Consider the following 21,871-nt stretch of genomic DNA (forward strand, 5'->3'; position numbering starts at 1 on the left):
GCTTCCTTGCGTTTACGATCAGCCTAGCCGGCCGATAATGCGGTAAAACAGTGCTGCCGGCAGGAGCTTCTTCAGGAGCGCACCCTGCCTGGCGGGCCTAGTTACAATATAGTGCGGCTTCGGTCGCTTTGCCGTCAGCGCATGCTTGAGCACGGCGTAGACCGCCTCCGGTCCGAGCTTGCCGGCAGCCGGCTTGCTTTCGCCCTTCAGCCGTCGCAGCTGCCGTTCGTACTCTACGCGGTGCACGGAATTCTTCAGGTCGATGAAGCGCTCGATATAGGTCACGGCATTGGCGGTGAACCTGGAGGCGATCGGCCCGGGCTCGATCAGGCTGACGTCGATGCCGCTTCCGGCCAGTTCCATCTTCAGGGTCAGCGACAGCCCCTCGATCGCGAATTTCGAGGCGTTGTAGGCGCCGCGCCAGCGATAGGGTACGATGCCGAGGATGGAGGAGCATTGTACGATGCGGCCGCTTCCGCGGGCGCGCATGGCCGGGATCACCCGCCGCGTCAGGTCGTGCCAGCCGATGACGTTGGTTTCGAGCTGCAGCCGAAGTGCCTCGGTCGGCAGGTCCTCGACCGCGCCGGCCTGGCCGTAGGCGCCGTTGTTGAACAGCGCATCGATACGGCCGCCGGAGCGCGCCATGACCGCCTCGACCAGGGCGGCGATCGTTTCCGGCTGGGTATAGTCCATCAGGAAGGTTTCGATGCCCTCGCTTTCAAGGGCGCTTCGGTCCTCGTCGCGGCGCACAGTCGCAAAGACCCGCCAGCCGTCCGCATGCAGCGCGCGGGCGCAATGGGCGCCGATCCCGGATGAACAACCGGTGACAATGACTGTGGGGCGATCGGACATCCTGTCGATTCCTGTAGAAATCCTGCCCCCGTTTCCCATATTCATCGGCGGGATACAATTGAATTGCGCGAGCCCAAACCCGTGGACGTTGCTACGGGCGAATGTGCGCCAATGCCATGGAACGGCGCCGCGGGACCCGCATGCGAAAGCAGGCGACCGCGGCGCCCACAGGGCCGGAGTGGAAATGCCAGCGTTTATTCGCATCACCTGGAAAGTCGTTTTCGATGCGCTGTGGCACTTCAGTCTGGACGACGGCTGGGCCATGGCGAGCCATGTGGCGCTGTCGTCCCTGCTTGCGGTCTTCCCCTTCCTGATTTTCGGCACCGCGCTCGGCAGTTTCCTCGGCGCCGACCAGTTTGCCGAGACTGCCGTCCATCTCATTTTCGACGCCTGGCCGGAATCGATCGCGACGCCGATCGCCAACGAGATCGTCCAGGTGCTGACCATTCCCCGCGGCGGCCTGTTGACCGTTTCGGTGCTCGCGGCCGCCTATTTCGCGTCGAATGGCGTCGAGGCCCTGCGCGTCTCGCTCAACCGCGCCTACCGGGTGACGGAGAGCCGCTATTGGTATGTGACGCGCCTGGCGAGCCTTGGGTTCGTGATTGCCGGGGTGCTGATTCTGGCGGCGCTGAGCATCCTTCTCGTCGCCGTGCCGCTGGCGCTTCGTTATGCCGGCGAATGGCTGCCCTGGCTCGACGGCGTTCTGGCGACGGTCGACAACTGGAGCCTGCCGCTGGCGCTGGTCGTGGTGACGGGTGGGCTCTTCATGTCGCATCTGTGGTTGCCGGACGGCCACCGCAAGGTGGTCGATGTCTTGCCTGGCATCTTCCTGACACTGCTCTGCTGGACGATCGGCGGCTACACCTTCGCCTATTATCTCTCGACCTTTGCGACCTATGTCTCGACCTATGCCGGTCTGGCCTCGATCATGATCGTGCTGGTGTTCCTCTATATGGTCGCGGCGATCTTCATCATTGGTGCCGAGATCAATGCCGCGATCCTCAAGTACCGGGTCAAGCGCATGGTGCGGCGCAGCTTCCAGGGCCGCACGACCGAGGACTGAATTCCGTCAGAGGACCAAAGCACGGATGTCGGCCGGCGTGCGGCCGGCCTCGCGGAAGGCGGAGATGCCGGTGTCCCGATTGCTCTTGGAAAGCTTCCGGCCATCCGCGCCGAGCAGCAGGCGGTGATGGTGGTAGACCGGTTCCGGCAAATCGAGCAGCCGCTGCAGCAGGCGATGCAGGGCGGTCGCGTGATAGAGGTCGCGGCCGCGCACCACATGGGTAACGCCCTGCAGCGCATCGTCGACAACGACGGACAGGTGGTAGCTCGACGGCGCATCGGAGCGCGACAGAATGACGTCGCCCCAGGCCGCAGGATCGGCCGTTATGGTGCCCGTCTCTCCATCCGGCCCGCCGCCGGTCTCCTGCCAGGTCAGGGGCGCTGCGCCGGCTTTAAGCACCGCCTTTTTCATATCCAGCCGCCAGGCATGGGGCTTGCCGCCTGCAACGATGTCTTTACGCGCACCCGGTCCCAGATCGCGCTCGCGCCCGGGGTAGAGCGGTGCGCCATCCGGATCGCGCGGCCAATCCTGGCCCTTTGCTTCCGCAGCGGCAACCGCCGCCTTGATCTCGCCGCGCGACAGGACCGAGGGATAGACGAGGCCCATGTCGTTCAGCCGCTGGAGAGCGGATGCGTAGAAGTCGAGGTGGTCCGATTGCCGGCGCACCGGCCGTTCCCATTCAAGCCCGAGCCAGGCGAGATCGTCGAAGATCGCGGTCTCGAACTCCTGATGGCTACGCGTCCGGTCGATATCCTCGATGCGCAGCAGGAACCGTCCCCCCGACGCTTTTGCCATATCGTGGTTGAGCATCGCCGACAGGGCGTGGCCCAGATGCAAAAGGCCGTTCGGGCTCGGTGCGAAACGGAAAACGGGTTGAACGGATGACGTGTCTGCCATCGTTTCCCTTTGACATGGAAGCGGTATAAAAATCATCCGCTTTTTGGAGGCGCCATGCGGATTATCCGAACACATGAGGACATCGAGGCAGGGCTTGCCGGCCTGATGATGCTCGACGCCCGCCTCGAACATGTCGTGGCCAAGGCCGGGCCTGTGCCGCTCAGGCGAACCGACCCCGGCTATCGTGGTCTTGCCAGCATCATCGTGTCGCAGATGGTCTCGAAGGCAAGTGCTGCTGCGATCTGGAAACGCATGGAAGCCTCGCTCGGCGAGATCACCGCGCCTGCCGCCCTGACACTCAGCGACGAGGATTGCCGAACGATCGGGCTTTCCCGCGCCAAGGCCGATGCGCTGAGGCGCGTGGCGCAGGTGGTCGTTGCCGGCGAAATCGACCTCGACGCGATCTGCAATGTCGAAGCCCCGGAGGCGATCCGCGAGCTGACGACCATCAAGGGCGTCGGCCGCTGGACGGCGGAGGTCTATCTCCTGTTTTGTGCCGGGCATCCGGATGTCTTTCCATCCGGCGATATCGCGTTGCAGAACGCGATCGGCCACGGGCTTGGTCTCGAGCTGCGCCCGACCGCCCGCGAGATTGATTCGCTGGCCGCGTCCTGGGCGCCATGGCGTAGCGTCGCGGCACGTCTGTTCTGGGCCTACTACGCGCAGGAAATGCGTCGGGATGCTGTTCCTGTGACACCTTGAAGGAAAAAGCGAATCCGTTGTTCGCTTTTTTCTTTCCTGCTTCACAATCCTGTTGCAACGGGCCTAATATAGAAGGTGCAGATGCCGAATCGATCAGGAGAATACGCTTGACGATTGCAGTCTCACCGCAGGCCTTACCAGCGCTCGTCTTGAACGCTGACTATCGGCCGCTGAGTTATTACCCCTTGTCGCTCTGGTCCTGGCAGGACGCGATCAAGGCCGTCTTCCTTGACCGTGTGATTATCCTTGCCGAATACGAGCACTCGGTCTCCTCGCCCAGCTTCTCGATGCGGTTGCCGAGCGTGGTTTGCCTCAAGAGCTACGTGCAGCCGTCGCGTCATCCGGCGTTCACCCGGTTCAACGTCTTCCTGCGCGACAAGTTCGAATGCCAGTATTGCGGCACGCCCGATGATCTGACCTTCGACCATGTGGTGCCCCGCGCGCATGGCGGACAGACGACCTGGGAAAACGTCGTTGCGGCATGCTCGCCCTGCAATCTGCGCAAGGGCAGCAAGCTGCCGAAGCAGGCCGGCATGTTCCCGCACCAGAGGCCCTACCAGCCGACGGTGCAGGACCTGCACAACAATGGCCGGCTTTTCCCGCCGAACCACCTGCATGAAAGCTGGATGGACTATCTCTACTGGGATGTCGAACTGCAGCCGTGAGGCTTGTGGGCCATCGCGTTCCAGACGACGCCAGGCCCGAAGCAGGTGGGCTGAGGCACGCCGCGTGATCCGTTGTCACGCGGGCGTTGCTTTCGGGTAGGCCGTTTCAGTCTCGGGTATCAGGCCTTTGCGGCACCGCGTAACGCGATCGCTGCAAAGATCAGGCTGGCAACGACGTTCCAACCGGCAAAGGACAGGCCGAGTACCCGAAGCGCTGCCTCGGTGCAGGACGGGCCGTGCTTGGAATCGAGGTCGCCGAGGAGATCGCCGACATTGGACGACACGCCCTGCGCGGTGGTGGCACAGGTCGACGGCCCTTCCCAGAAGCCCCATTCGGCGCCCGAGTGATAGACACCCATGCCTGCGCCGACGAGCATCAGGATGCCGATCGCCAGAAGCAGGGTGCGCGTCGTCCAGGCTGGCAGCTTCAAGGCGCTGGTGGCGACAGCGAGAATGCCGAGCGGAATGCCGTAGTAATAGGGATCGCGCTGCAGCAGGCAGAGTGCGCAGGGGATATAGCCGCCGATATGCTCGAAACTGAGCGCGCCGCCGACAGTTGCCGCCATGCCGAGCGTCAAGACGACAGCGATGAGCAGGTGATGGCGGGAAGCGGTGGAAGCGTCGATCATGCGTACCTCACGCTGGAAAGCATAACGGATCAGTGTCCGCATATGCTGCATTGCAACTGAATAAGGCCTTCTTAGGTGCGACGGCGCGCGCTGTAAATCGCCTCCCATGCGTCACGTTTGCACGCTTTCGTGATTGTTGCTCCGCCAGACCCCATCACGATCTTTCGGCATCACTTTCCGCCCTTTGCGCTCTTATCTTGCGCATGTCGTAGTCGGAAAACTGCTGCTCAGTTTTGCGCGACATGCATTCGTTGAAAATGATGGTTGACCGAGGCAAAAACCTTCGTGTAAATCCCAGCCGCTGATATCTTATATCCCTGAGCCCCATTGGCGGAATTGGTAGACGCGCTCGACTCAAAATCGAGTTCCGAAAGGAGTGCTGGTTCGACCCCGGCATGGGGCACCACCACTCAGCTTTTCCCGCAGCACCGTTGCTTTTGACTCCGGTCCGCCCGTCTTCGACGGCAGGGCAAGCGTGCGATTCTTAGACGGCCACCGTCATCTTGCATGCCGGTTACGTCACTGCTCGCCGACACCGAACGGTTGCTGGCGCGCAATCTCGTCGAGATGGGCTGGCCACCGGCCCAGGCGGCCTCACGCGCCGCGATCGTAACGATCGCATCGCAAGGGGTGGCGCGCCTTGCCCGTGGCGGTGGCGGGATCGGTGGCTTCAGGCGCATTCTCGGCCACGTCAGAACGTTTCTTGGCGAGCTGCCGCGGCGTTGCTGTGAGGGATGCGCCGGACCGCCGGCGCGTGTCGCATCTTGCCGTTGGCCGCGAAGTGTCGGCCGGCCTGCTGACCATCATTGGACCAGCAATCGTGGCGCTGCCATAGACAGTGAGGTGGCCCTCGTCATGCCGGTGATTGAACAGGGGCGGGCGAAGATGTTAGGTGCAGTGCAGCAGAAGTCTGTTGCGGCGGGGCCATGTTACCGACAATCGAGAATTACGACGAACTTTACGGCGCTTTCCAGTGGCAGATCCCTGAGAAGTTCAACATCGGCGTTGCGGTCAGCGATGCCTGGGCCACGCGAGAGCCGGAACGCATCTGCCTGCAGCATTTCAGCCCCGATGGCGCCCATCGAACGCTGACGTATGGCGCGTTCTCCCAACAATCCTCCGCATTCGCCCGTGGGCTCGAACGCCAGGGGATCAAGCCCGGAGACCGGGTGGCGATCCTGCTGCCGCAGGGGGTCGAGGCTGCCATTGCGCACGCCGCCATCTACAAGCTCGGCGCGATCGCCTTGCCGCTGGCCCTGCTGTTCGGAGTGGAGGCGCTGGAGTATCGCCTGCTCGACGCCGGCGCGGCGGCGATCGTCACCAATGCTTTCGGCCACGAGCGGGTCGCGGCCATTCGCGACCGACTGCCGGATCTGCGGCTGGTCGTGCTGGCCGGTGCCGAAGGTGTTCCAGGCACGCTCGATTTTATCGAGCTCGCCTCGGGCGATGCCGACGACTTTGTTCCCGCCGACACCACGCCCGACGATGCGGCATTGATGATCTACACATCGGGGACGACGGGGCCGCCCAAGGGCGCGCTGCATGGCCACCGGGTGCTGCTCGGCCATCTGCCGGGGTTCCAGTTTCACCATCATTTCCTGCCGCAACCTGATGACCGGATGTGGACACCTGCGGACTGGGCCTGGGCCGGCGGATTGCTGAATGCGCTGCTGCCTTCGCTGCTGCTCGGCGTTCCCGTCGTCTCCTCCCCGGCGCAGAAGTTCGATCCGGACACCGCCTTTCGGATCCTTGAAGAGATGGATGTCCGCAACGCCTTCATTCCGCCGACGGCGCTGCGCCTGATGAAGGCGGTCGACCGGCCACGCGAGCGATACCGTCTCAACCTTCGGACCATCGGCTCGGCCGGCGAGGCGCTCGGGCGCGAAACCTTCGAATGGGCCAAGACGGCACTCGGCCTCGAGGTCAGCGAGTTCTATGGCCAGACGGAGTGCAATATCGTCATTTCGTCCGCCGCTGATCTGGGTGTGGTAAAGCCCGGTTCGATGGGCAAGGCGGCGCCTGGGCATCGGGTGGCGATCATTGACGGTGACGGCCGGGAATTGCCGGCCGGAAGCGTCGGCCAGGTGGCGATCCGCCGCCCGGACCCGGTGATGTTTCTCGGCTACTGGAAGAACGAGAAGGCCACCGAAGCAAAGTTCATCGGCGACTGGATGACGACGGGCGACCAGGGCGTGATGGACGGCGAAGGCTACTTCACCTTCTTCGGGCGCGATGACGACGTGATCACGTCTTCGGGCTATCGCATCGGTCCCGGAGAGATCGAGGACTGTCTTGCCGGGCACCCGGATGTGCAGCTCGCTGCTGTCGTCGGAAAGCCGGACGCGCTGCGCACGGAAATCGTCAAGGCCTATGTCGTTCTGAGACCGGGTGTGGCTGGCGACGAAAAGAAGGCTCAGTCCATCCGCGACTGGGTGAAGACGCGGCTGTCGATGCACGAATATCCGCGCGAGATCGCCTTCGTCGACAGCCTGCCGCTGACGACATCCGGCAAGGTGATTCGCCGCTTCCTGCGCGAGCGGGCGGCGGCGGAGCCGCCACACTCGCCCTCTGGCTGAAGAGATCAACGCCCGGCTAGGGCCTTGATCTTTTCGCGCAGCATTCGCGCCATGTTGCGGGTGTTGCGGTAGAGGTGCAGTTGGGCTGCGACCTGGCGGACGTCGCGGTCGCGCGTCTGCTGCAGACCGATCACCAGCGTTCCCATCTCTTCGCGCTCCTGCCAGAAGCGGCTCATGATCGGATGGTCGGGAACGGCGCAGGAATCCGAGCGGGCGATGTTGGCGTCGTCGAGATGCCATTCGGTCAGTTCCGCCAGCAGCAGCTTGCCGGGCGAGAACTTCGCGTAACGTTCGTCGTACGCCGTCTTCCACGTATAGGCCTCGCCCGACATCAGGAACACGACCATGGAGGCGATCGCCTTGCCGTCGAGATCGAGCGTGTGGATGCGGACGCTGTCGGCTTCGGCAAGGTTGGTGATCGCCTCGCGCGCGAAGGCGGCGCGGAACCGGTCGAGCACCATGGCGCTGCGTTCGCGACCCTTCCAGCCTGACGCTTCCAGCGCAAGGAACTCCTCCATGCGAATGCGGATTTCGCTCGGCTGGCGCGCGACCGAATAGGCAAGCTGTCCGTGCTTTTCCAGCTGGTTCCACTGGCGCCGCAGCTCGCGGAAATGCGCAGGGCTGATCGATTTCTTCAGATAGGTCGGGCCGTCGAGCAGGCTTTCGAGCATTGGCCGGCTGAACGTATCGGTCACCGTCAGCGGCAGGTTCCGGCCAATGGCGACGGCGCGCGCCAGCTGCGCAAACTTGCCCTTGAGGCGCACGTCCGGCAGCACCAGAACCGGTGGCAAGCTGGCCGACGGATCTGTCAGCGCTTCGAACAGGTTATCGATCGTTTCGGCCGCGTCTTCGGCATCGAGCAGTGGCACGCCAAGCGGACCGAAGGGGTTGGACCAGGCGCGGATGATCGGGGCGCCGATCGAAAAGCCGGGCTTCTCGATCGAAAACGGCATCAGGAAGCGCATGCGGCTGCGGCGCTCGTCATTGTCCCTGATGATGGCAAGACGGATCACGCGTTCCTCGAGCCTAGGCATTGCCGGTGCCAGGAAATGGCCGGTGAAAAAGACGTTCGGCTCAAGGGCCCGGTTCGACAGGAAGTCGAGCTCACGCTGCAATTCATAGCCAGCCTTGGCCGGGTAGATGGAAAGATGCCGTCCGGGGCGCCCGACCGCAAGCATGTGTTCTGCCTGCGGATGGGAGTGGCCCATCGGAGCCAGCCCGCCGAGGATGCGGGCAGCCCTGTCGTCTGCGTCACCGGGAAGATTGGTATTGCCGATCATGGATGGATCGCCCCGTTGTTGTCATGGCTCGAACGCCCGCTTGCGAAAGCGAAGAGTGCGAAGCCGAAGCTACGCCTTACGGCGAAATGAAGCAGCATTGCCTCTACGAACATAGCACCGGCGGTTGCAAATGCAGCACCCACCAATCCGAAAAGAGGAATGAGGCTCAAGTTAAGCGCGAAGTTCGCGACCAGTGCGCCGGCGTACAGGATCACGCAGAGTGTCTGCTGGCCCGCCATCGTCAGCAGGATTTCGGCAGGCCCGATGAACGCCTTGGCCATGATGCCGGCAAAGAGGATGGCCATCAAAGGCCAGCCGCCGACGAAGGCTGGGCCGAACAGCGAGAGCAGGAACGGACCGGCAGCGAGGACGACAGCCCCGAGCATGAGCGAGGGCCAGAACGCCCATCGAGCGCTTTCTATGGCGATGTCAGCCAGTTGCCTGCTGTCGCGTGCGGCCATGGCGCCTGCAATCCGCGGGCCGGCCGCCGCCTTGACCGAGAACATGACGAAATGCACGAGGGCCATGGTCTTGGCGGCGGCGAAGTAGACGGCGACATCGTCCGGCTTGAGATAGAAGCCGACGATGACGACGTCGGAGTTGGTCAACAGGAAGCCGAAGCCGTCGATCAGGAAGATCGGCACCGCAACCTTGAGCCATCGCCCCATTTCGATACGCAGCGGCCCGCTGACATAACGCGAACGCAGCCGCCAGGTCAGCACAAGGAACTGACTGACGGTCGTGGCGTAGACGGCGGCCATGGCTGCGGCCATGGCGGTGCGCGCCGTGTGCGGCGCGCCCATCATCGTTGCCAGCACCATGAAGGCGAGCACCAGCAGCGGGCGGATGATGAATGTCGGGCTCATGGCCGAAAGCGGCCAGCCATGGGCGCGGGCGGTGCCGTCCATCACATCGCCGAGCGCGATCATCGGCAGGATGAACAGGCCGAGATAGAGGGGCACTAGATAGTAGCTCTCGATCCGGTCGGCGAACAACCACAGGCCCGAAAATCCGATAAGCGCCAGCGTGCTTGCCGAGATAAGGGCAAAGACCCGGGCGGTGGTCGTCAGGCCGCGAATTTCAGCCAGCGCCGATGTCGCCTGGTATTCGGGCAGGAAGCGGATCACGGCCGAATGGAAGCCGACGCAGGAAAGATTGCCGAACAGGATCACCAGCACCCAAACGAAGACGAAGATGCCGTATTCGAACTCGCCCATCAGGCGCGCGAGTATGATCTGGGAGAGGAACGCGATTGCGGCGCTGAGGATGCGGATGGCGAAGGCGACAAGCGCCATACGTCGCGCCGTATTCTTCGGGTCCTGTTCGGTCAGGGCCGCGACAAGCACGCCGATCAGCGGAGACAAGCGGTGTCGCAGCGCCGACGGCAGCATTCGTCCGGCTGTTTGACATACCGCCATGAACACGAGAACACCCTGAGATTACGCAATACAGGGTTTGGTTGTGCCAGATCAGCGTTAACAAACGGTTCAGCCGGGGTCCTTGCCTCGGGGAAGGGGGCCGATCGGACGTTGCTGGATCGGCGACTGTGAGCACGATGGTCGAACGGCAAAGCGGGCAACTCTGTGCCTGGCGACAGGGCGGTCTCAGCGCTTTCCCGCTCCACAAACAAAAATGCCGCCCGGAGGCGGCATCTTCAGGTCAGGCTTCGTAAATTCCGTGGCAGTGCTTGTACTTCTTGCCGGAACCGCAGGGGCAGGCTTCGTTGCGCGAGACCTTGCCCCAGGTCGACGGGTCGGCAGGATTACGGTTTGCCGGTGCGACCGCCAGCAGCGTGTCGGAGCCGCGACCGAAATCGTCTTCGCCGGTCAGCGGATCGATATGGTGGCCTTCCATCAGCGGCGGCGCCGGCTGCGGCGCCTCGGCCGCTTCGCGGACCAGTTCGACGCGCATGAGCTGGGCCGTCACGGCCTGGCGCAGGTTGCCGAGCAGGGCCTGGAACAGTTCGAAGGCCTCGGACTTGTATTCCTGCAGCGGGTCACGCTGGGCATAGCCGCGGAAACCGATGACTGAACGCAGATGGTCGAGATTGACGATGTGTTCGCGCCAGAGATGGTCGAGCGTCTGCAGGATGACCGAGCGCTCGACATATTGCATGATCTCGGGGCCGAAGCGCTCGGCACGGTCGGCAACGGCCTTGTCGGTGGCCGCCGTCACGCGCTCCAGGATGTCGGCCTCATCGATGCCTTCCTCGGCTGCCCATTCGACGATCGGCAGGTCGAGGTTGAGGTACTGCTGCACGTCGGCCTTGAGGCCCTCGACGTCCCACTTTTCGGCGTAGGCGCGTTCAGGGATACGCTTGGAAACGATGTCCTCGATGACTTCGTTGCGCATGTCGGTGACGGTTTCGGTGACGCTGACAGCATCCATCAGCTCGATGCGCTGTTCGAAGATCACCTTGCGCTGGTCGTTGAGCACGTCGTCGTATTTCAGAAGGTTCTTGCGGATGTCGAAGTTGCGGGCTTCGACCTTCTTCTGCGCGCGCTCGAGCGCCTTGTTGATCCAGGGGTGGATGATCGACTCGCCTTCCTTCAGGCCGAGCTTCTGCAGCATGCCGTCCATGCGGTCGGAGCCGAAGATGCGCATCAGATCGTCCTGAAGCGACAGGTAGAACTTGGACCGGCCCGGGTCGCCCTGACGGCCGGAACGACCGCGCAGCTGGTTGTCGATACGGCGGCTTTCGTGACGCTCGGTGGCGAGAACGTAAAGTCCGCCGGCGGCCAGCGCCTTTTCCTTCAGCTGCTGAACCTCGGCGCGGATCGCCTGTTCGCGCTCGTTGCGCTCGGTGCCGGGCTCGACCTCTGCGAGTTCCTGCTGGATGCGCATGTCGACGTTGCCGCCGAGCTGAATGTCGGTACCGCGACCGGCCATGTTGGTGGCGATCGTGACGGCGCCGGGCACGCCGGCCTGCGCCACGATGAAGGCTTCCTGCTCGTGATAACGCGCGTTCAGCACCTGGAAATTGTCGAAGCCGGACTTCTTGAGCAGATCGGCAAGCTGTTCGGATTTCTCGATCGACGTGGTGCCCACCAGCATCGGCTGGCCGCGTTCATGCGCCGACTTGATCTCGTCGATGATCGCCTTGAGCTTCTCGCCCTGCGTACGATAGACCTCGTCGTCCTCGTCGATACGCTTGATCGGCAGGTTGGTCGGAACTTCAATGACTTCCAGGCCGTAGATGTTGCCGAATTCTTCCGCTTCGGTAGACGCCGTGCCGGTCATGCCGCCGAGCTTGGAATACATGCGGAAATAGTTCTGGAAGGTGATCGAGGCGAGTGTCTGGTTCTCCGGCTGGATCTGCACCTTTTCCTTGGCTTCGAGCGCCTGGTGCTGGCCTTCGGAATAACGACGTCCCGGCATCATGCGGCCGGTGAATTCGTCGATGATGACAATCTCGTCGTTGCGGACGATGTAGTCCTTGTCGCGCTGGAACAGCTTGTGGGCCTTGAGCGCGTTGTTGACGTGGTGGACGATCGCGACGTTTTCGATGTCGTAGAGCGATTCACCCTTGAGCAGGCCCGCCTCGCGCAGCAGGTTTTCGAGCTTCTCGGTGCCATCTTCGGAGAAGTTGGCCGAGCGCTGCTTCTCGTCGATTTCGTAGTCCTCCGGCGAAAGCAGCGGGATGAACTCGTTGATCGTGTTGTAGAGATCCGAGCGGTCGTCGAGCGGGCCGGAAATGATCAGCGGCGTACGCGCTTCGTCGACCAGGATCGAGTCCACTTCGTCGACGATCGCGAAGAAGTGACCGCGCTGGACCATCTGCGCGCGCTCATACTTCATGTTGTCGCGCAGATAGTCGAAGCCGAGTTCGTTGTTGGTCGCGTAGGTGATGTCGCAGGCATAGGCGTTGTGGCGCTGGTCATCGGTGAGGCCGTGGACGATGACGCCGGTCGACAGGCCGAGGAAGCTGTAGACGCGCCCCATGGTGGCGGCATCGCGCTGGGCCAGGTAGTCGTTGACAGTGACGACGTGCACGCCCTTGCTGGCAAGCGCGTTGAGATAGACGGGCAGGGTGGCAACGAGCGTCTTGCCTTCGCCAGTCTTCATTTCGGCGATGGCACGCTCATGCAGGATCATGCCGCCGACCAGCTGAACGTCGAAGGGGCGCAGGCCGAGGACGCGGCGAGCCGCCTCGCGGGCAACCGCAAAAGCCGGTACCAGCAGGTCGTCGAGCGTCTTGCCGTCTGCGAACTCTTGGCGGAATTCCACCGTCTTGGCGGCAAGTGCCTCATCCGACAAAGCCTTCATATCGGCTTCAAGAGCGTTGATGGCATCCACCCTGGCCTTGTAGCCACGCACGCGGCGTTCGTTGGAGGAGCCAAACAACTTGCGGGCTAGGCCGCCGAGACTGACCATACGAATGGTCCTTTCTTTTTTGTTGCCTTGGGTTCCACTGGCCGCACAGTCCAAAACCGCGCAATGCCGTGAAACGCCCGGAAACTGTTCTGGACGCGAGGTTGCGTGACAGATAAGAGGGGGGTCGAATTATGTCAACGCACTTGCGTGGCTGGACGGCTACAGAACCGCCACATTCTGGTGGTGTTCAGCCGCCACGAGCCCAATGCAATCGCGTTGACGGCCAAAGGTGAAAGGTTACGAGCATGTCGAAGTTTAAGACGCTGGCCGCTGCGGCCCTGGTTGCGGCGATCGCCGTTCATGGTGTCGCGCGCGCCGAAGATGCGGACCCGGTCATCGCCACGGTCGGTGGCGAAGAAGTGCACCAGTCCGAGCTCAATCTTGCCCTTGGTGGTCTCGACCCGCAGCTGCAGCAGATGCCGGAAGAGCAGAAGCGCGCCGCCGCGCTGTCGGCTGTCATCGACGTCAAGCTTCTGTCGAAGACGGCCGAGAAGGAAGGCCTTCAGGACGACGCGACCTTCAAGCAGCGTCTGGCCTACCTGACCGAGCGCGAACTGCACAACGCCTTCTTCAAGAAGCACGTCGTCGACGCGATCACCAAGGAAGAGGTGAAGGCGCGTTACGACAAGGAAATCGCCGCGGTTCCGGTGCAGGAAGAAGTCAAGGCACGCCACATTCTCGTCAAGACCGAGGAAGAGGCCAAGGAAATCATCAAGGAACTCGACGCCGGCAAGAGCTTCGTCGAACTCGCCAAGGCCAAGTCCTCCGATCCGAACAAGGATGACGGCGGCGACCTCGGCTACTTCACCAAGGGCCGCATGGTTCCTGAGTTCGAAGCCGTCGTGTTCACGCTCGACAAGGGCGCCTACACCAAGACGCCGGTGAAGACGCAGTTCGGCTTCCACGTCATCCTGGTCGAGGACAAGCGTCCGCAGGCCCCGCCGACGCTGGAGCAGGTCGAGCCGCAGGTTCGTCAGCTTGTCATGCGCGACAAATACGTTGAGCTTCTTGCTGCCGCCAAGAAGGACGCCGGTGTCGAGATTTCCGATCCGGCTCTGAAGAAGGCCTATGACGAGGCCAACAAGGCGCAGGAAGCCAAGTAATTTTCGACCGGCGGGTCCTGCTTGAGGCAAGGCTCGCCGATCAACGTTTCTTGTCGATGCCCGACGGCTTGAAAGCCGCTCGGGCATTTGTTGCAACGCCACCTTGACCCCACGGTCTTCACGCAGGTTTCCCATGTCCGGTTCCGTCTCTCCGCTCGCTCCGAAAACCTTTGCCGAAATGCCCGCCTTGCGCGGCGTGCGCATGGCAACTGCCGCTGCCGGCATCAAGTACAAGAACCGTACAGACGTGCTGATGATGGTTTTCGATAAGCCTGCGGCCGTCGCCGGCGTGTTCACCCGGTCCAAGTGCCCGTCGGCGCCTGTCGACTTCTGCCGCCAGAACCTTGGCGGCGGTGTTGCGCGCGCGGTCGTCGTCAATTCCGGAAATGCCAATGCCTTCACCGGCAAAAAGGGGCGCGATGCGACGGAGCTGACCGCGAAATCGGCGGCGAAGGCCGTCGGTTGTGCCGAGAGCGAGGTGTTCCTGGCCTCGACCGGCGTCATCGGCGAACCGCTGGACGCGACGAAGTTCGCAGGCGTGCTCGACGATCTCGCGGTTTCCGGTCACCAAGACTTCTGGTTCGAGGCCGCCAAGGCGATCATGACCACGGACACCTATCCGAAGGTCGCCACCCGCAGCGCCGAGATCGGTGGCGTCAAGGTCACGATCAACGGTATCGCCAAGGGTGCCGGCATGATTGCGCCTGATATGGCGACGATGCTCTCCTTCGTTGTCACCGACGCCGACATCGCGTCGGCGGCGCTGCAGACGCTGCTTTCGGCCGGCGTCGGCCCGACGTTCAATTCGGTCACCGTCGATAGCGACACCTCGACGTCGGACACGGTGATGCTGTTTGCGACCGGCGCTGCCGCCGGCGATGGCCAGCAGAAAGTGACGGATGCTTCCGATCCGAAGCTCGACGCCTTCCGGGCGGCGCTCAACGATCTGCTGCGCGATCTGGCTCTTCAGGTCGTGCGCGATGGCGAAGGTGCGCGCAAGATGGTTGCCGTCACGGTCGAGGGTGCCGAGAACGACGCGGCTGCCAAGCGCATCGCGCTTTCGATCGCCAATTCGCCGCTGGTCAAGACAGCGGTTGCGGGCGAGGACGCCAATTGGGGACGTGTGGTCATGGCCGTCGGCAAAGCTGGCGAGATGGCCGAGCGCGATCGGCTCGCGATCTGGTTCGGCGATGTGCGCGTCGCCGTCGAGGGCGAGCGCGATCCTACCTATTCGGAAGCGGCCACTACAGCGGTCATGAAAGCGCAGGATATCCCGATCCGCGTCGAAATCGGGCTTGGTTCCGGACGTGCGACGGTCTTTACCTGCGACCTCACCAAGGAATATGTCGAGATCAACGGCGACTACAGAAGCTGACGTCTTTGCGAGCAGTCTTTCCCGGGGCTTGCAGGTCCGGAAGCTGCCCGCACTGTCGGCACCTGATTTGACCTGTTGGGGGGTAAGCTAAGCAGATGACATCGATCGAGACCCAGCCGTCCGCAGGCGACGCCGCGGCTGAAGGCAAGGACAAGCGGATGGTTGATCTTCCGAGCGTGCGGCGGCTTGAGGCCGTCGGTTTTCGCGCCTGGCCGGCGGCGTCGGTCCACTATGACGGCAGCTGGCTGATCCGGCTGAATGCCGGCCACGATTCCAAGCGTCTCAATTCGGTCAATCCGCTCGATCCCTCCGATTACCGCGACATCCCTGTTCGATTGGAAAAGGCTGCCAGGCGCTTTGCCGACTATGGCCGGCCACTGACCGTGCGACAGACACCGTTGACGCCACCGCAACTGATCGCCCACATGGATGCAGAAGGCTGGACCGCCTTCTCCCATAGCACCGTGATGATGGCTGATATCGCCGAGCGTGACCTCGGCGACGGCATCGACCACCTGCCGATCAAGGATGTCGGCCGCTTCGTCGACGCGCGCATCCGCATCGGCAAGGAAGACCCCAAGACCAAGGCGGCGCTCGCCGAGATCATCAATTCCATCAAGCCGGAAAGCGGGCTGTTCCTCTTCGAGGATGTGGAAAGCGGGCCGACGGCGGTGTCGCTTGTCGTTCAGGATAACGACCTCGCGGGCATCATGCTGTTTGCCGTGGACGAACATTACCGTCGACAGGGGCTGGGCAAGGCCATGCTCGACGTTTCGCTGCGCTGGGCGCGCCTGCGCGGCGCCAAGAAGGCCTGGCTGCAGGTCCAGGCAACCAGCGAGGCGGCGTTGGCGCTTTATCGCGGTGCCGGTTTCCGCGACGTCTACAACTATCTCTACCGCACGCCTAAGGCCTGATTGATGGACGCCACCGGAAAGAAGATCGTTCTCGTCGCCGCCTGTGCCTTGGTGGATTCCGATGGCCGCATCCTGCTCGCGCAGCGCCCTGAAGGCAAATCGCTTGCCGGCCTCTGGGAGTTTCCCGGCGGCAAGGTGGAGCCCGGCGAGACGCCGGAGGAAACGCTGATCCGCGAACTGGACGAAGAGCTCGGCATCCAGACCAAGGTCGCCTGCCTGGCGCCGCTGACCTTTGCCAGCCACACCTACGACGATTTTCACCTGCTGATGCCGCTCTATGTCTGCCGTCGCTATGAAGGCGTGGCGATTGGGCGGGAGGGTCAGGCGATCAAATGGGTGCGCTCCAAGGCGCTGCGCGACTACCCGATGCCACCCGCCGACGAGCCGCTCATCCCATTTCTTATGGATTTGCTCTGAACCTACCCAAAAACCGATCGATTATTAATCAATCGTTTATCTCCCTCCCGCAAAGATAGCTTCAATTCAGTTTCGGTATGTAACGTTCAGCGAACGGCGTATCGGTTTCGGACAATGTGGCAAACGAAGCTTGGGAAGGATGCTCCCGTTCGCCGCACCTTATGCGTTTGTGAGGCTGGGATGGTAGACGACGATTTCTGGAGGACGGTTCAGGAGAAGGACATGGTGACGAGCCAGTCCCGCCGGACAGGCGTGCTCAATCTGTCGCTGCTGTTTGGAACGGCGGTGATTGCACTGACGCTGATCCTGACACCGATGCTGTCCTCGAAGACGGACAAGCGCATGCTGGCGAACACGCCGGTGGACTACGACAATATTTCGACCGGCTCTATCCCCTCGAACGGCACCACCAAGCGCTATACCGTGCGGCGCAGTGTGCTTCAGGAAATGCCGGGTGCGGTCTGCATCATCGATGCCGACGGCAGCAAGAGTGGCTGCTGATCTGGGCGGAGCGTCGGACTGGGTCCTTGCGTGTCTGCCGGTCGGGAAGTGAGTTCCAACCGGGCTGGGATCTATGGGCACATTGAAGCGCCTTATTCGCGATAAAAGTGCGGCCACTGCGATCGAATACGGTCTCCTTGCGGCCGTGATTTCCGTCAGCCTGCTTCTCGGGATGGAGCAGATACAAGCGGCGCTCTTGGCTGTCTTCGAGCTGCTGACGACGACCTTTCAGAATGCGATGAGCTAACGTTGATCGGCCGGACGGTTTAGACCGGTCTTTCCTTCGTCCCAAGTGCCTCCGACAGCCGTTGTTTGGCGGAGCCCGGCTTCAGCGGTTTCTGCTGGCTCTCGTGCGGTGCCCAGCCCGAGAGGTAGACGATGGAGAAGGTCGCGCGGATGCGGCCGTCCGGGTCGGAGAAGCGCTCCGCATAGATTTCCGCAGCCCTCAGGAAAAAGCGCCGGGACACGGGTGTCCGGCTGCGCGCTGTAAGCGGGCTGGTCATGCCCATCGCCCGCAAATCCCGGGTCAGCGCGAAGAGCGAATCGTAACGCACCGTATAGGTCTCCGCGTCTGCCACCGGCAGGGCAAAGCCCGCCCGTTGCAGCAATGCGCCCATGTCGCGAACGTCGGCAAAGGGAATGACCCGCGGGCTTGCGCCCCCGGTCAGCTCGGCCTCGGCGGCAAGCAGCGCCTCGCGCAACTCGTTCAGCGTTCCATTGCCGGGAATTGCCGCCAAGAACAGTCCGTCCGGCTTCAGCGACCGGCGCGCCTGGATGAAGGCGCCGGGCGTGTCGTTGGTGAGATGCAGCGACAGCGGGGAGACGAGAAGATTGAGTGTCTCCGGCTCGGCCGGGATGCGCTCGAGCGGCGCAATCGCGACGGGCATGGCAGCAGTGCCGAAGCCGGGGTCCGTTTCCACTCGCTCGACCGTTCCGACCTTGCCGGTTTCCAGAAGCCGAAGCGCCGTTGCGCCGGTGTAACCGTGCAACTCCATCGCCCTATCGAACTGACGCTCGACCACGCTCACGCGGTCGGCCAGCTCCTGTGCGACGATATCGAGGAGGAAGGCTGCCTTGGGGTCGGCATTGCGCAGCGCCCGGCGACGATGCGCCTCGACAAGGCTCTGGTCAAAGATGATTTCCACGATACTCTGCTCCGACAGCATGATGGCTTCCCCGGATCGAAACCGATTTAAGGGAGTAAACATGCAGAATTTCAAAGTGCTACAGCGCCCTGCAAAGAAACCCACACGACGGCAAAGTCAACCTCATGAACTGGGAAGAGCGGCAATTTGGGCTGGCGGATTGCCTGGCCTTTCTGCGGCGGATCGGTAACGATCTCGTCGACGTCGTCTATCCTCCCGTCTGCTGCGGTGCGGACGCCTGATGGGCCGGCACCGGGCCGTCTGCGCCCCTTGCTGGTCGACGCTCCCACTGATCGAGCGACCTTACTGCGAAATCCTCGGCCTGCCATTTGCCCACGATCACGGGAAGGGAACGGTGTCTCCCGAAGCGATCGCCGATCCGCCGCTGTTCGACTGCCTGCGTTCGGTCGCGGTCCACGAAGGCATCGCCCGCGAACTCGTGCATGGACTGAAATATCGGGACCGCACCGACCTCGCGCCGATGATGGCGGAATGGATGGTCCGGGCGAGCGATGGTGCCGTCGCTTCCGCCGATGCGATCATCCCGGTGCCGCTGCATGCCTTCCGGCTGTGGGGACGGAAGTACAACCAGGCGGCGGAGCTTGCCCGTGCCGTGGCTGCAGTGTCGGGGCGGCCCTATCTTCCGGCAACGCTTCGCCGGATCAGGCGCACGACCAAGCAGGTCGGGCTCGGCGCCAAGGCGCGTGAGGACAATGTTCGCGGCGCCTTTGCCGTTACCGAAAGCGGCAAGCAAGGTCTCATCGGAAAACGCATCGTCCTCGTCGATGACGTATATACAACCGGCGCCACGGTTTCGGCCGCGACCCGCGCGCTGAAGCGGGCGGGGGCCGGACACGTCACGGTTTTAACCTTTGCAAGAGCTATGTCCGGTCTTATATGACAAGTGGAAGTCCGGCATCGTTGCCGGTAAAGGAGCGGTTAGGAAACATGGCTTCGGTCGTTATTTATACGCGTCAGTTCTGCGGTTATTGCTCGGCTGCCAAAAAGCTTCTGGAAACCAAGGGCGTCTCGTTCCTCGAACATGATGCGACCTACGATCCACAGGTTCGCCAGAAGATGATCGAGAAATCGCACGGCGGAAGCACATTCCCGCAGATCTTCATCAACGACATCCATGTCGGCGGGTGCGACGATCTGCACGCGCTCGAGCGCGCCGGAAAGCTCGACGAGATGCTCGCCGCCTAGACCGTTTCCGCTTTGGATGGAGTGGCGAAGCGCTTCATCTCCTAAGCTTTTGCGCATTTCCGACGGAGAGCCGCTTCGTGCCTTCCCGGAAATGCCTTGAGGAGCCCGACTGCGATGACATTCAAGGCTGCGGCCATCCAGATGTGTTCCGGCGTCGAGCCGGCAAGAAATGCCGAGACGATGGCGCGGCTGGTGCGCGAAGCGGCAGGTCATGGCGCAAGCTATATCCAGACGCCGGAGATGACCGGTGCGCTCCAGCGCGATCGCACCGGCTTGCGGGCCGTGCTCAAGGACGAGGCGAACGATATCATCGTTCGCGAAGCGGCAGCGCTTGCCGGCGAACTCGGCATTCATCTGCATGTGGGGTCGACGGCCATTGCGCTTGCCGACGGCAAGATCGCCAATCGCGGCTTCCTGTTCGGTCCCGACGGAGCGAAGATCTGCGACTACGACAAGATCCACATGTTCGATGTCGATCTCGACAATGGCGAAAGCTGGCGCGAAAGCGCTGCCTACACGCCGGGCAGCACGGCGCGGCTCGCCGACCTCGATTTCGGCAAGTTGGGCTTTGCCATCTGCTACGACGTTCGCTTCCCCGAGCTGTTTCGTCAGCAGGCGGTTGCAGGTGCAGAAGTGATGTCGGTGCCGGCGGCCTTCACCCGACAGACCGGCGAAGCGCACTGGGAAATCCTGCTGCGTGCCCGCGCCATCGAGAACGGCTTCTTCGTCATCGCTGCCGCGCAGGGCGGGATACACGAGGACGGGCGCGAAACCTTCGGCCATTCGATGATCGTTGACCCCTGGGGCAAGGTGCTCGCCGCAGCAGGTGCCGCCGGCGAGGGGATCGTGCTGGCGGATATCGACGTGGCCGCCGTGCATGCGGCCCGCGCCAAGATCCCGAACCTCAGGAATGCCCGCAGCTTTGCGCTGGACCATGTCCTGCCGACCGGCAAGGGAGGTGTTGCCGCTTGATCCGCTACACGCTTTCCTGCGATGAGGGCCACGCTTTCGAGGGCTGGTTCTCGTCGAGTGACGATTTCGACCGCCAGATGGACCATAAGCTCGTCGCCTGTCCCACCTGCAATTCCACGTCGGTTGCCAAGCAACTGATGGCACCGTCGGTCGCCACCGCGCGCAAGAAGGAAGCGACGCGGGCGCTGGTCATGGATCAGGCGCAGAAGGAGACCGTCGCGAAGATCCGCGAACTCGTCAAAACGGTGCGTGAAAATGCCGAGGATGTCGGCGACCGCTTCCCCGAGGAAGCCCGCAAGATCCACTATGGCGAGACGGATGAACGCGGTCTCATCGGCAAGGCGACCGTGGAAGAGGCAGTGGCGCTTCTCGAAGAGGGCATCGCCATCGCGCCACTGCCGGTGTTGCCCGACGAGGTCAACTGAGCGGCAGGGTGGAGGGCCTGCTCGCGCCAGCCATTTTCAGCGCCGTCGGATGAAATCCAGGAAACACCCTTTAAAAACAGATCGTTGGTTCCCATTTCCGGATCTTTGCAATCCGGGATTTTGAGAGCAATGGATCTTTCCGACCTTCGCATTTCCACCGACCGCCTGGTGATCCGGCATTTTGCGCCTGAGGACTTCGATGGGTTTCACGCCTATCATCGGCTGCCGGACGTCTATCGCTATCTCTATGCCGATCCGCTGGATGAGGACGGCGCGCGCGAAAAATTCGCCAAGGCGAGCAACCCGCGTCTCGACGAGGATGGCGATGTCGCGGTCTTTGCCGTCGAACGGCAAGACGATGGTGCGCTTGTCGGCGAGGTGCTGTTGAAGCTTGCCAGCAAGGCGGCGCGGCAGGCTGAAACCGGCTACATCTTCAACCCGGCATTTGCCGGCAAGGGCTATGCGACCGAAGCGATGCGGGCGGCGCTCGAGCTCGGTTTCTTCCAATTGAATTTCCACCGGATCTTTGCCCGTCTCGACCCGCTCAACGCCGGTTCGGTCGGTGTCGTCGAGCGGCTGGGCATGCGCCGCGAGGCGCATCTGATCCAGAACGACCTGTTCAACGGTGCGTGGGGGGACGAGTACATCTACGCGCTCTTGCAGCACGAATGGCAGGCGCGGCCGAAGGCTCTCTGAGGCGGCAGAGCTAAAAGCAAAACCCTCCTGCGAACAGCGCCGCCGGAGGGCTTTGCATAGGATTTGATGCGCGTGCGAG

Annotated in this window: 21 protein-coding genes, 1 tRNA gene and 1 pseudogene; 16 read left to right on the forward strand and 7 right to left on the reverse strand. The window is 62.6% G+C overall.

Features of this window, described 5'->3' with window-relative positions; all coding sequences use genetic code 11:
- Positions 1 to 18 precede the first annotated feature (18 nt).
- A complete protein-coding gene (locus ABIE33_RS10870) occupies positions 19 to 852 on the reverse strand; it encodes an SDR family oxidoreductase (protein ID WP_429124647.1) in 834 nt (277 codons plus the stop codon).
- A 184-nt stretch (positions 853 to 1,036) separates the two neighbouring features.
- Between ABIE33_RS10870 and ABIE33_RS10875 the strand changes: the two genes are divergently transcribed.
- Positions 1,037 to 1,915 carry a YihY/virulence factor BrkB family protein gene (locus ABIE33_RS10875; RefSeq protein WP_429124648.1) on the forward strand — a complete coding sequence of 293 codons (879 nt, stop codon included), beginning with the start codon at positions 1,037 to 1,039 and terminating at the stop codon, positions 1,913 to 1,915.
- A gap of 6 nt (positions 1,916 to 1,921) precedes the next feature.
- Here the strand turns inward: ABIE33_RS10875 and gluQRS are convergent, their stop codons facing one another.
- Positions 1,922 to 2,812, reverse strand: a complete 891-nt coding sequence (gene gluQRS, locus ABIE33_RS10880) for a tRNA glutamyl-Q(34) synthetase GluQRS (protein ID WP_429124650.1) — start codon at positions 2,810 to 2,812, stop codon at positions 1,922 to 1,924.
- Between the two features lie 54 nt (positions 2,813 to 2,866).
- Here gluQRS and ABIE33_RS10885 point away from each other — a divergent pair, with 54 nt between their 5' ends.
- Positions 2,867 to 3,514: a DNA-3-methyladenine glycosylase family protein gene (locus ABIE33_RS10885; RefSeq protein WP_429124652.1), complete on the forward strand. Its 648-nt coding sequence runs from the start codon at positions 2,867 to 2,869 to the stop codon at positions 3,512 to 3,514.
- 107 nt (positions 3,515 to 3,621) lie between these two features.
- Positions 3,622 to 4,179 carry an HNH endonuclease gene (locus ABIE33_RS10890; protein ID WP_025424621.1) on the forward strand — a complete coding sequence of 186 codons (558 nt, stop codon included), beginning with the start codon at positions 3,622 to 3,624 and terminating at the stop codon, positions 4,177 to 4,179.
- Between the two features lie 119 nt (positions 4,180 to 4,298).
- Here the strand turns inward: ABIE33_RS10890 and ABIE33_RS10895 are convergent, their stop codons facing one another.
- Positions 4,299 to 4,808, reverse strand: a complete 510-nt coding sequence (locus ABIE33_RS10895) for a disulfide bond formation protein B (RefSeq protein ID WP_429124655.1) — start codon at positions 4,806 to 4,808, stop codon at positions 4,299 to 4,301.
- A 321-nt stretch (positions 4,809 to 5,129) separates the two neighbouring features.
- Here ABIE33_RS10895 and ABIE33_RS10900 point away from each other — a divergent pair.
- Positions 5,130 to 5,214: transfer RNA gene (locus ABIE33_RS10900), tRNA-Leu, on the forward strand.
- A 520-nt stretch (positions 5,215 to 5,734) separates the two neighbouring features.
- On the forward strand, positions 5,735 to 7,384 hold the full coding sequence (locus ABIE33_RS10905; protein WP_429124657.1) for an AMP-binding protein: 1,650 nt from the start codon (positions 5,735 to 5,737) through the stop codon (positions 7,382 to 7,384).
- Positions 7,385 to 7,389: 5 nt separating this feature from the next.
- Here ABIE33_RS10905 and ABIE33_RS10910 read toward each other — a convergent pair whose 3' ends face one another.
- The 3 genes from ABIE33_RS10910 to secA all read right to left on the reverse strand — a co-directional run bounded on the left by ABIE33_RS10910 (position 7,390) and on the right by secA (position 13,038).
- Positions 7,390 to 8,664 (reverse strand): GNAT family N-acetyltransferase, encoded by a 1,275-nt coding sequence (locus tag ABIE33_RS10910; RefSeq protein WP_429124659.1) that lies wholly within the window; start codon positions 8,662 to 8,664, stop codon positions 7,390 to 7,392.
- Entirely contained in the window at positions 8,661 to 10,055 is a 1,395-nt protein-coding gene (locus ABIE33_RS10915) for a lipopolysaccharide biosynthesis protein (protein ID WP_429124737.1), read from the reverse strand. Before ABIE33_RS10915 ends, ABIE33_RS10910 begins: the two co-directional genes overlap by 4 nt.
- Before the next feature lie 268 nt (positions 10,056 to 10,323).
- On the reverse strand, positions 10,324 to 13,038 hold the full coding sequence (secA, locus tag ABIE33_RS10920; RefSeq protein WP_429124661.1) for a preprotein translocase subunit SecA: 2,715 nt from the start codon (positions 13,036 to 13,038) through the stop codon (positions 10,324 to 10,326).
- Between the two features lie 245 nt (positions 13,039 to 13,283).
- On the opposite strand from secA, the gene ABIE33_RS10925 reads away from it, so the two are divergent.
- From ABIE33_RS10925 to ABIE33_RS10950, 6 genes are all read left to right on the forward strand, one after another.
- Positions 13,284 to 14,141 (forward strand): peptidylprolyl isomerase, encoded by an 858-nt coding sequence (locus ABIE33_RS10925; protein ID WP_429124663.1) that lies wholly within the window; start codon positions 13,284 to 13,286, stop codon positions 14,139 to 14,141.
- Positions 14,142 to 14,274: 133 nt separating this feature from the next.
- Positions 14,275 to 15,516: a bifunctional glutamate N-acetyltransferase/amino-acid acetyltransferase ArgJ gene (argJ, locus tag ABIE33_RS10930; protein ID WP_429124665.1), complete on the forward strand. Its 1,242-nt coding sequence runs from the start codon at positions 14,275 to 14,277 to the stop codon at positions 15,514 to 15,516.
- 95 nt (positions 15,517 to 15,611) lie between these two features.
- On the forward strand, positions 15,612 to 16,430 hold the full coding sequence (locus ABIE33_RS10935) for a GNAT family N-acetyltransferase (protein ID WP_429124667.1): 819 nt from the start codon (positions 15,612 to 15,614) through the stop codon (positions 16,428 to 16,430).
- 3 nt (positions 16,431 to 16,433) lie between these two features.
- Positions 16,434 to 16,847 (forward strand): 8-oxo-dGTP diphosphatase MutT, encoded by a 414-nt coding sequence (gene mutT / locus ABIE33_RS10940; RefSeq protein WP_173423488.1) that lies wholly within the window; start codon positions 16,434 to 16,436, stop codon positions 16,845 to 16,847.
- A 180-nt stretch (positions 16,848 to 17,027) separates the two neighbouring features.
- Positions 17,028 to 17,348 (forward strand): hypothetical protein, encoded by a 321-nt coding sequence (locus ABIE33_RS10945; protein ID WP_053249846.1) that lies wholly within the window; start codon positions 17,028 to 17,030, stop codon positions 17,346 to 17,348.
- A gap of 73 nt (positions 17,349 to 17,421) precedes the next feature.
- Positions 17,422 to 17,595 carry a Flp family type IVb pilin gene (locus ABIE33_RS10950; protein WP_429124669.1) on the forward strand — a complete coding sequence of 58 codons (174 nt, stop codon included), beginning with the start codon at positions 17,422 to 17,424 and terminating at the stop codon, positions 17,593 to 17,595.
- Between the two features lie 19 nt (positions 17,596 to 17,614).
- Here the strand turns inward: ABIE33_RS10950 and ABIE33_RS10955 are convergent, their stop codons facing one another.
- A complete protein-coding gene (locus ABIE33_RS10955) occupies positions 17,615 to 18,493 on the reverse strand; it encodes an SAM-dependent methyltransferase (protein WP_429124738.1) in 879 nt (292 codons plus the stop codon).
- 125 nt (positions 18,494 to 18,618) lie between these two features.
- Here ABIE33_RS10955 and ABIE33_RS10960 point away from each other — a divergent pair.
- From ABIE33_RS10960 to ABIE33_RS10980, 5 genes and pseudogenes are all read left to right on the forward strand, one after another.
- Positions 18,619 to 19,394 (forward strand): annotated as a pseudogene (locus tag ABIE33_RS10960) (ComF family protein).
- 47 nt (positions 19,395 to 19,441) lie between these two features.
- Complete coding sequence (grxC, locus tag ABIE33_RS10965; protein ID WP_429124670.1) at positions 19,442 to 19,699, forward strand: glutaredoxin 3; 258 nt, start codon at positions 19,442 to 19,444, stop codon at positions 19,697 to 19,699.
- Positions 19,700 to 19,813: 114 nt separating this feature from the next.
- The gene (locus ABIE33_RS10970) at positions 19,814 to 20,671 is read left to right on the forward strand and encodes a carbon-nitrogen hydrolase family protein (protein ID WP_429124672.1); all 858 of its coding nucleotides are present in this window, start codon (positions 19,814 to 19,816) and stop codon (positions 20,669 to 20,671) included.
- Positions 20,668 to 21,096, forward strand: a complete 429-nt coding sequence (locus ABIE33_RS10975; RefSeq protein WP_429124674.1) for a DUF1178 family protein — start codon at positions 20,668 to 20,670, stop codon at positions 21,094 to 21,096. The genes ABIE33_RS10970 and ABIE33_RS10975 overlap by 4 nt, the downstream gene beginning before the upstream one ends.
- 129 nt (positions 21,097 to 21,225) lie before the next feature.
- The gene (locus ABIE33_RS10980; RefSeq protein WP_429124676.1) at positions 21,226 to 21,792 is read left to right on the forward strand and encodes a GNAT family N-acetyltransferase; all 567 of its coding nucleotides are present in this window, start codon (positions 21,226 to 21,228) and stop codon (positions 21,790 to 21,792) included.
- Positions 21,793 to 21,871: the final 79 nt, after the last annotated feature.

Origin of the sequence: Ensifer sp. 4252 (assembly GCF_050434565.1) — a bacterium.
GTDB lineage: Bacteria > Pseudomonadota > Alphaproteobacteria > Rhizobiales > Rhizobiaceae > Ensifer.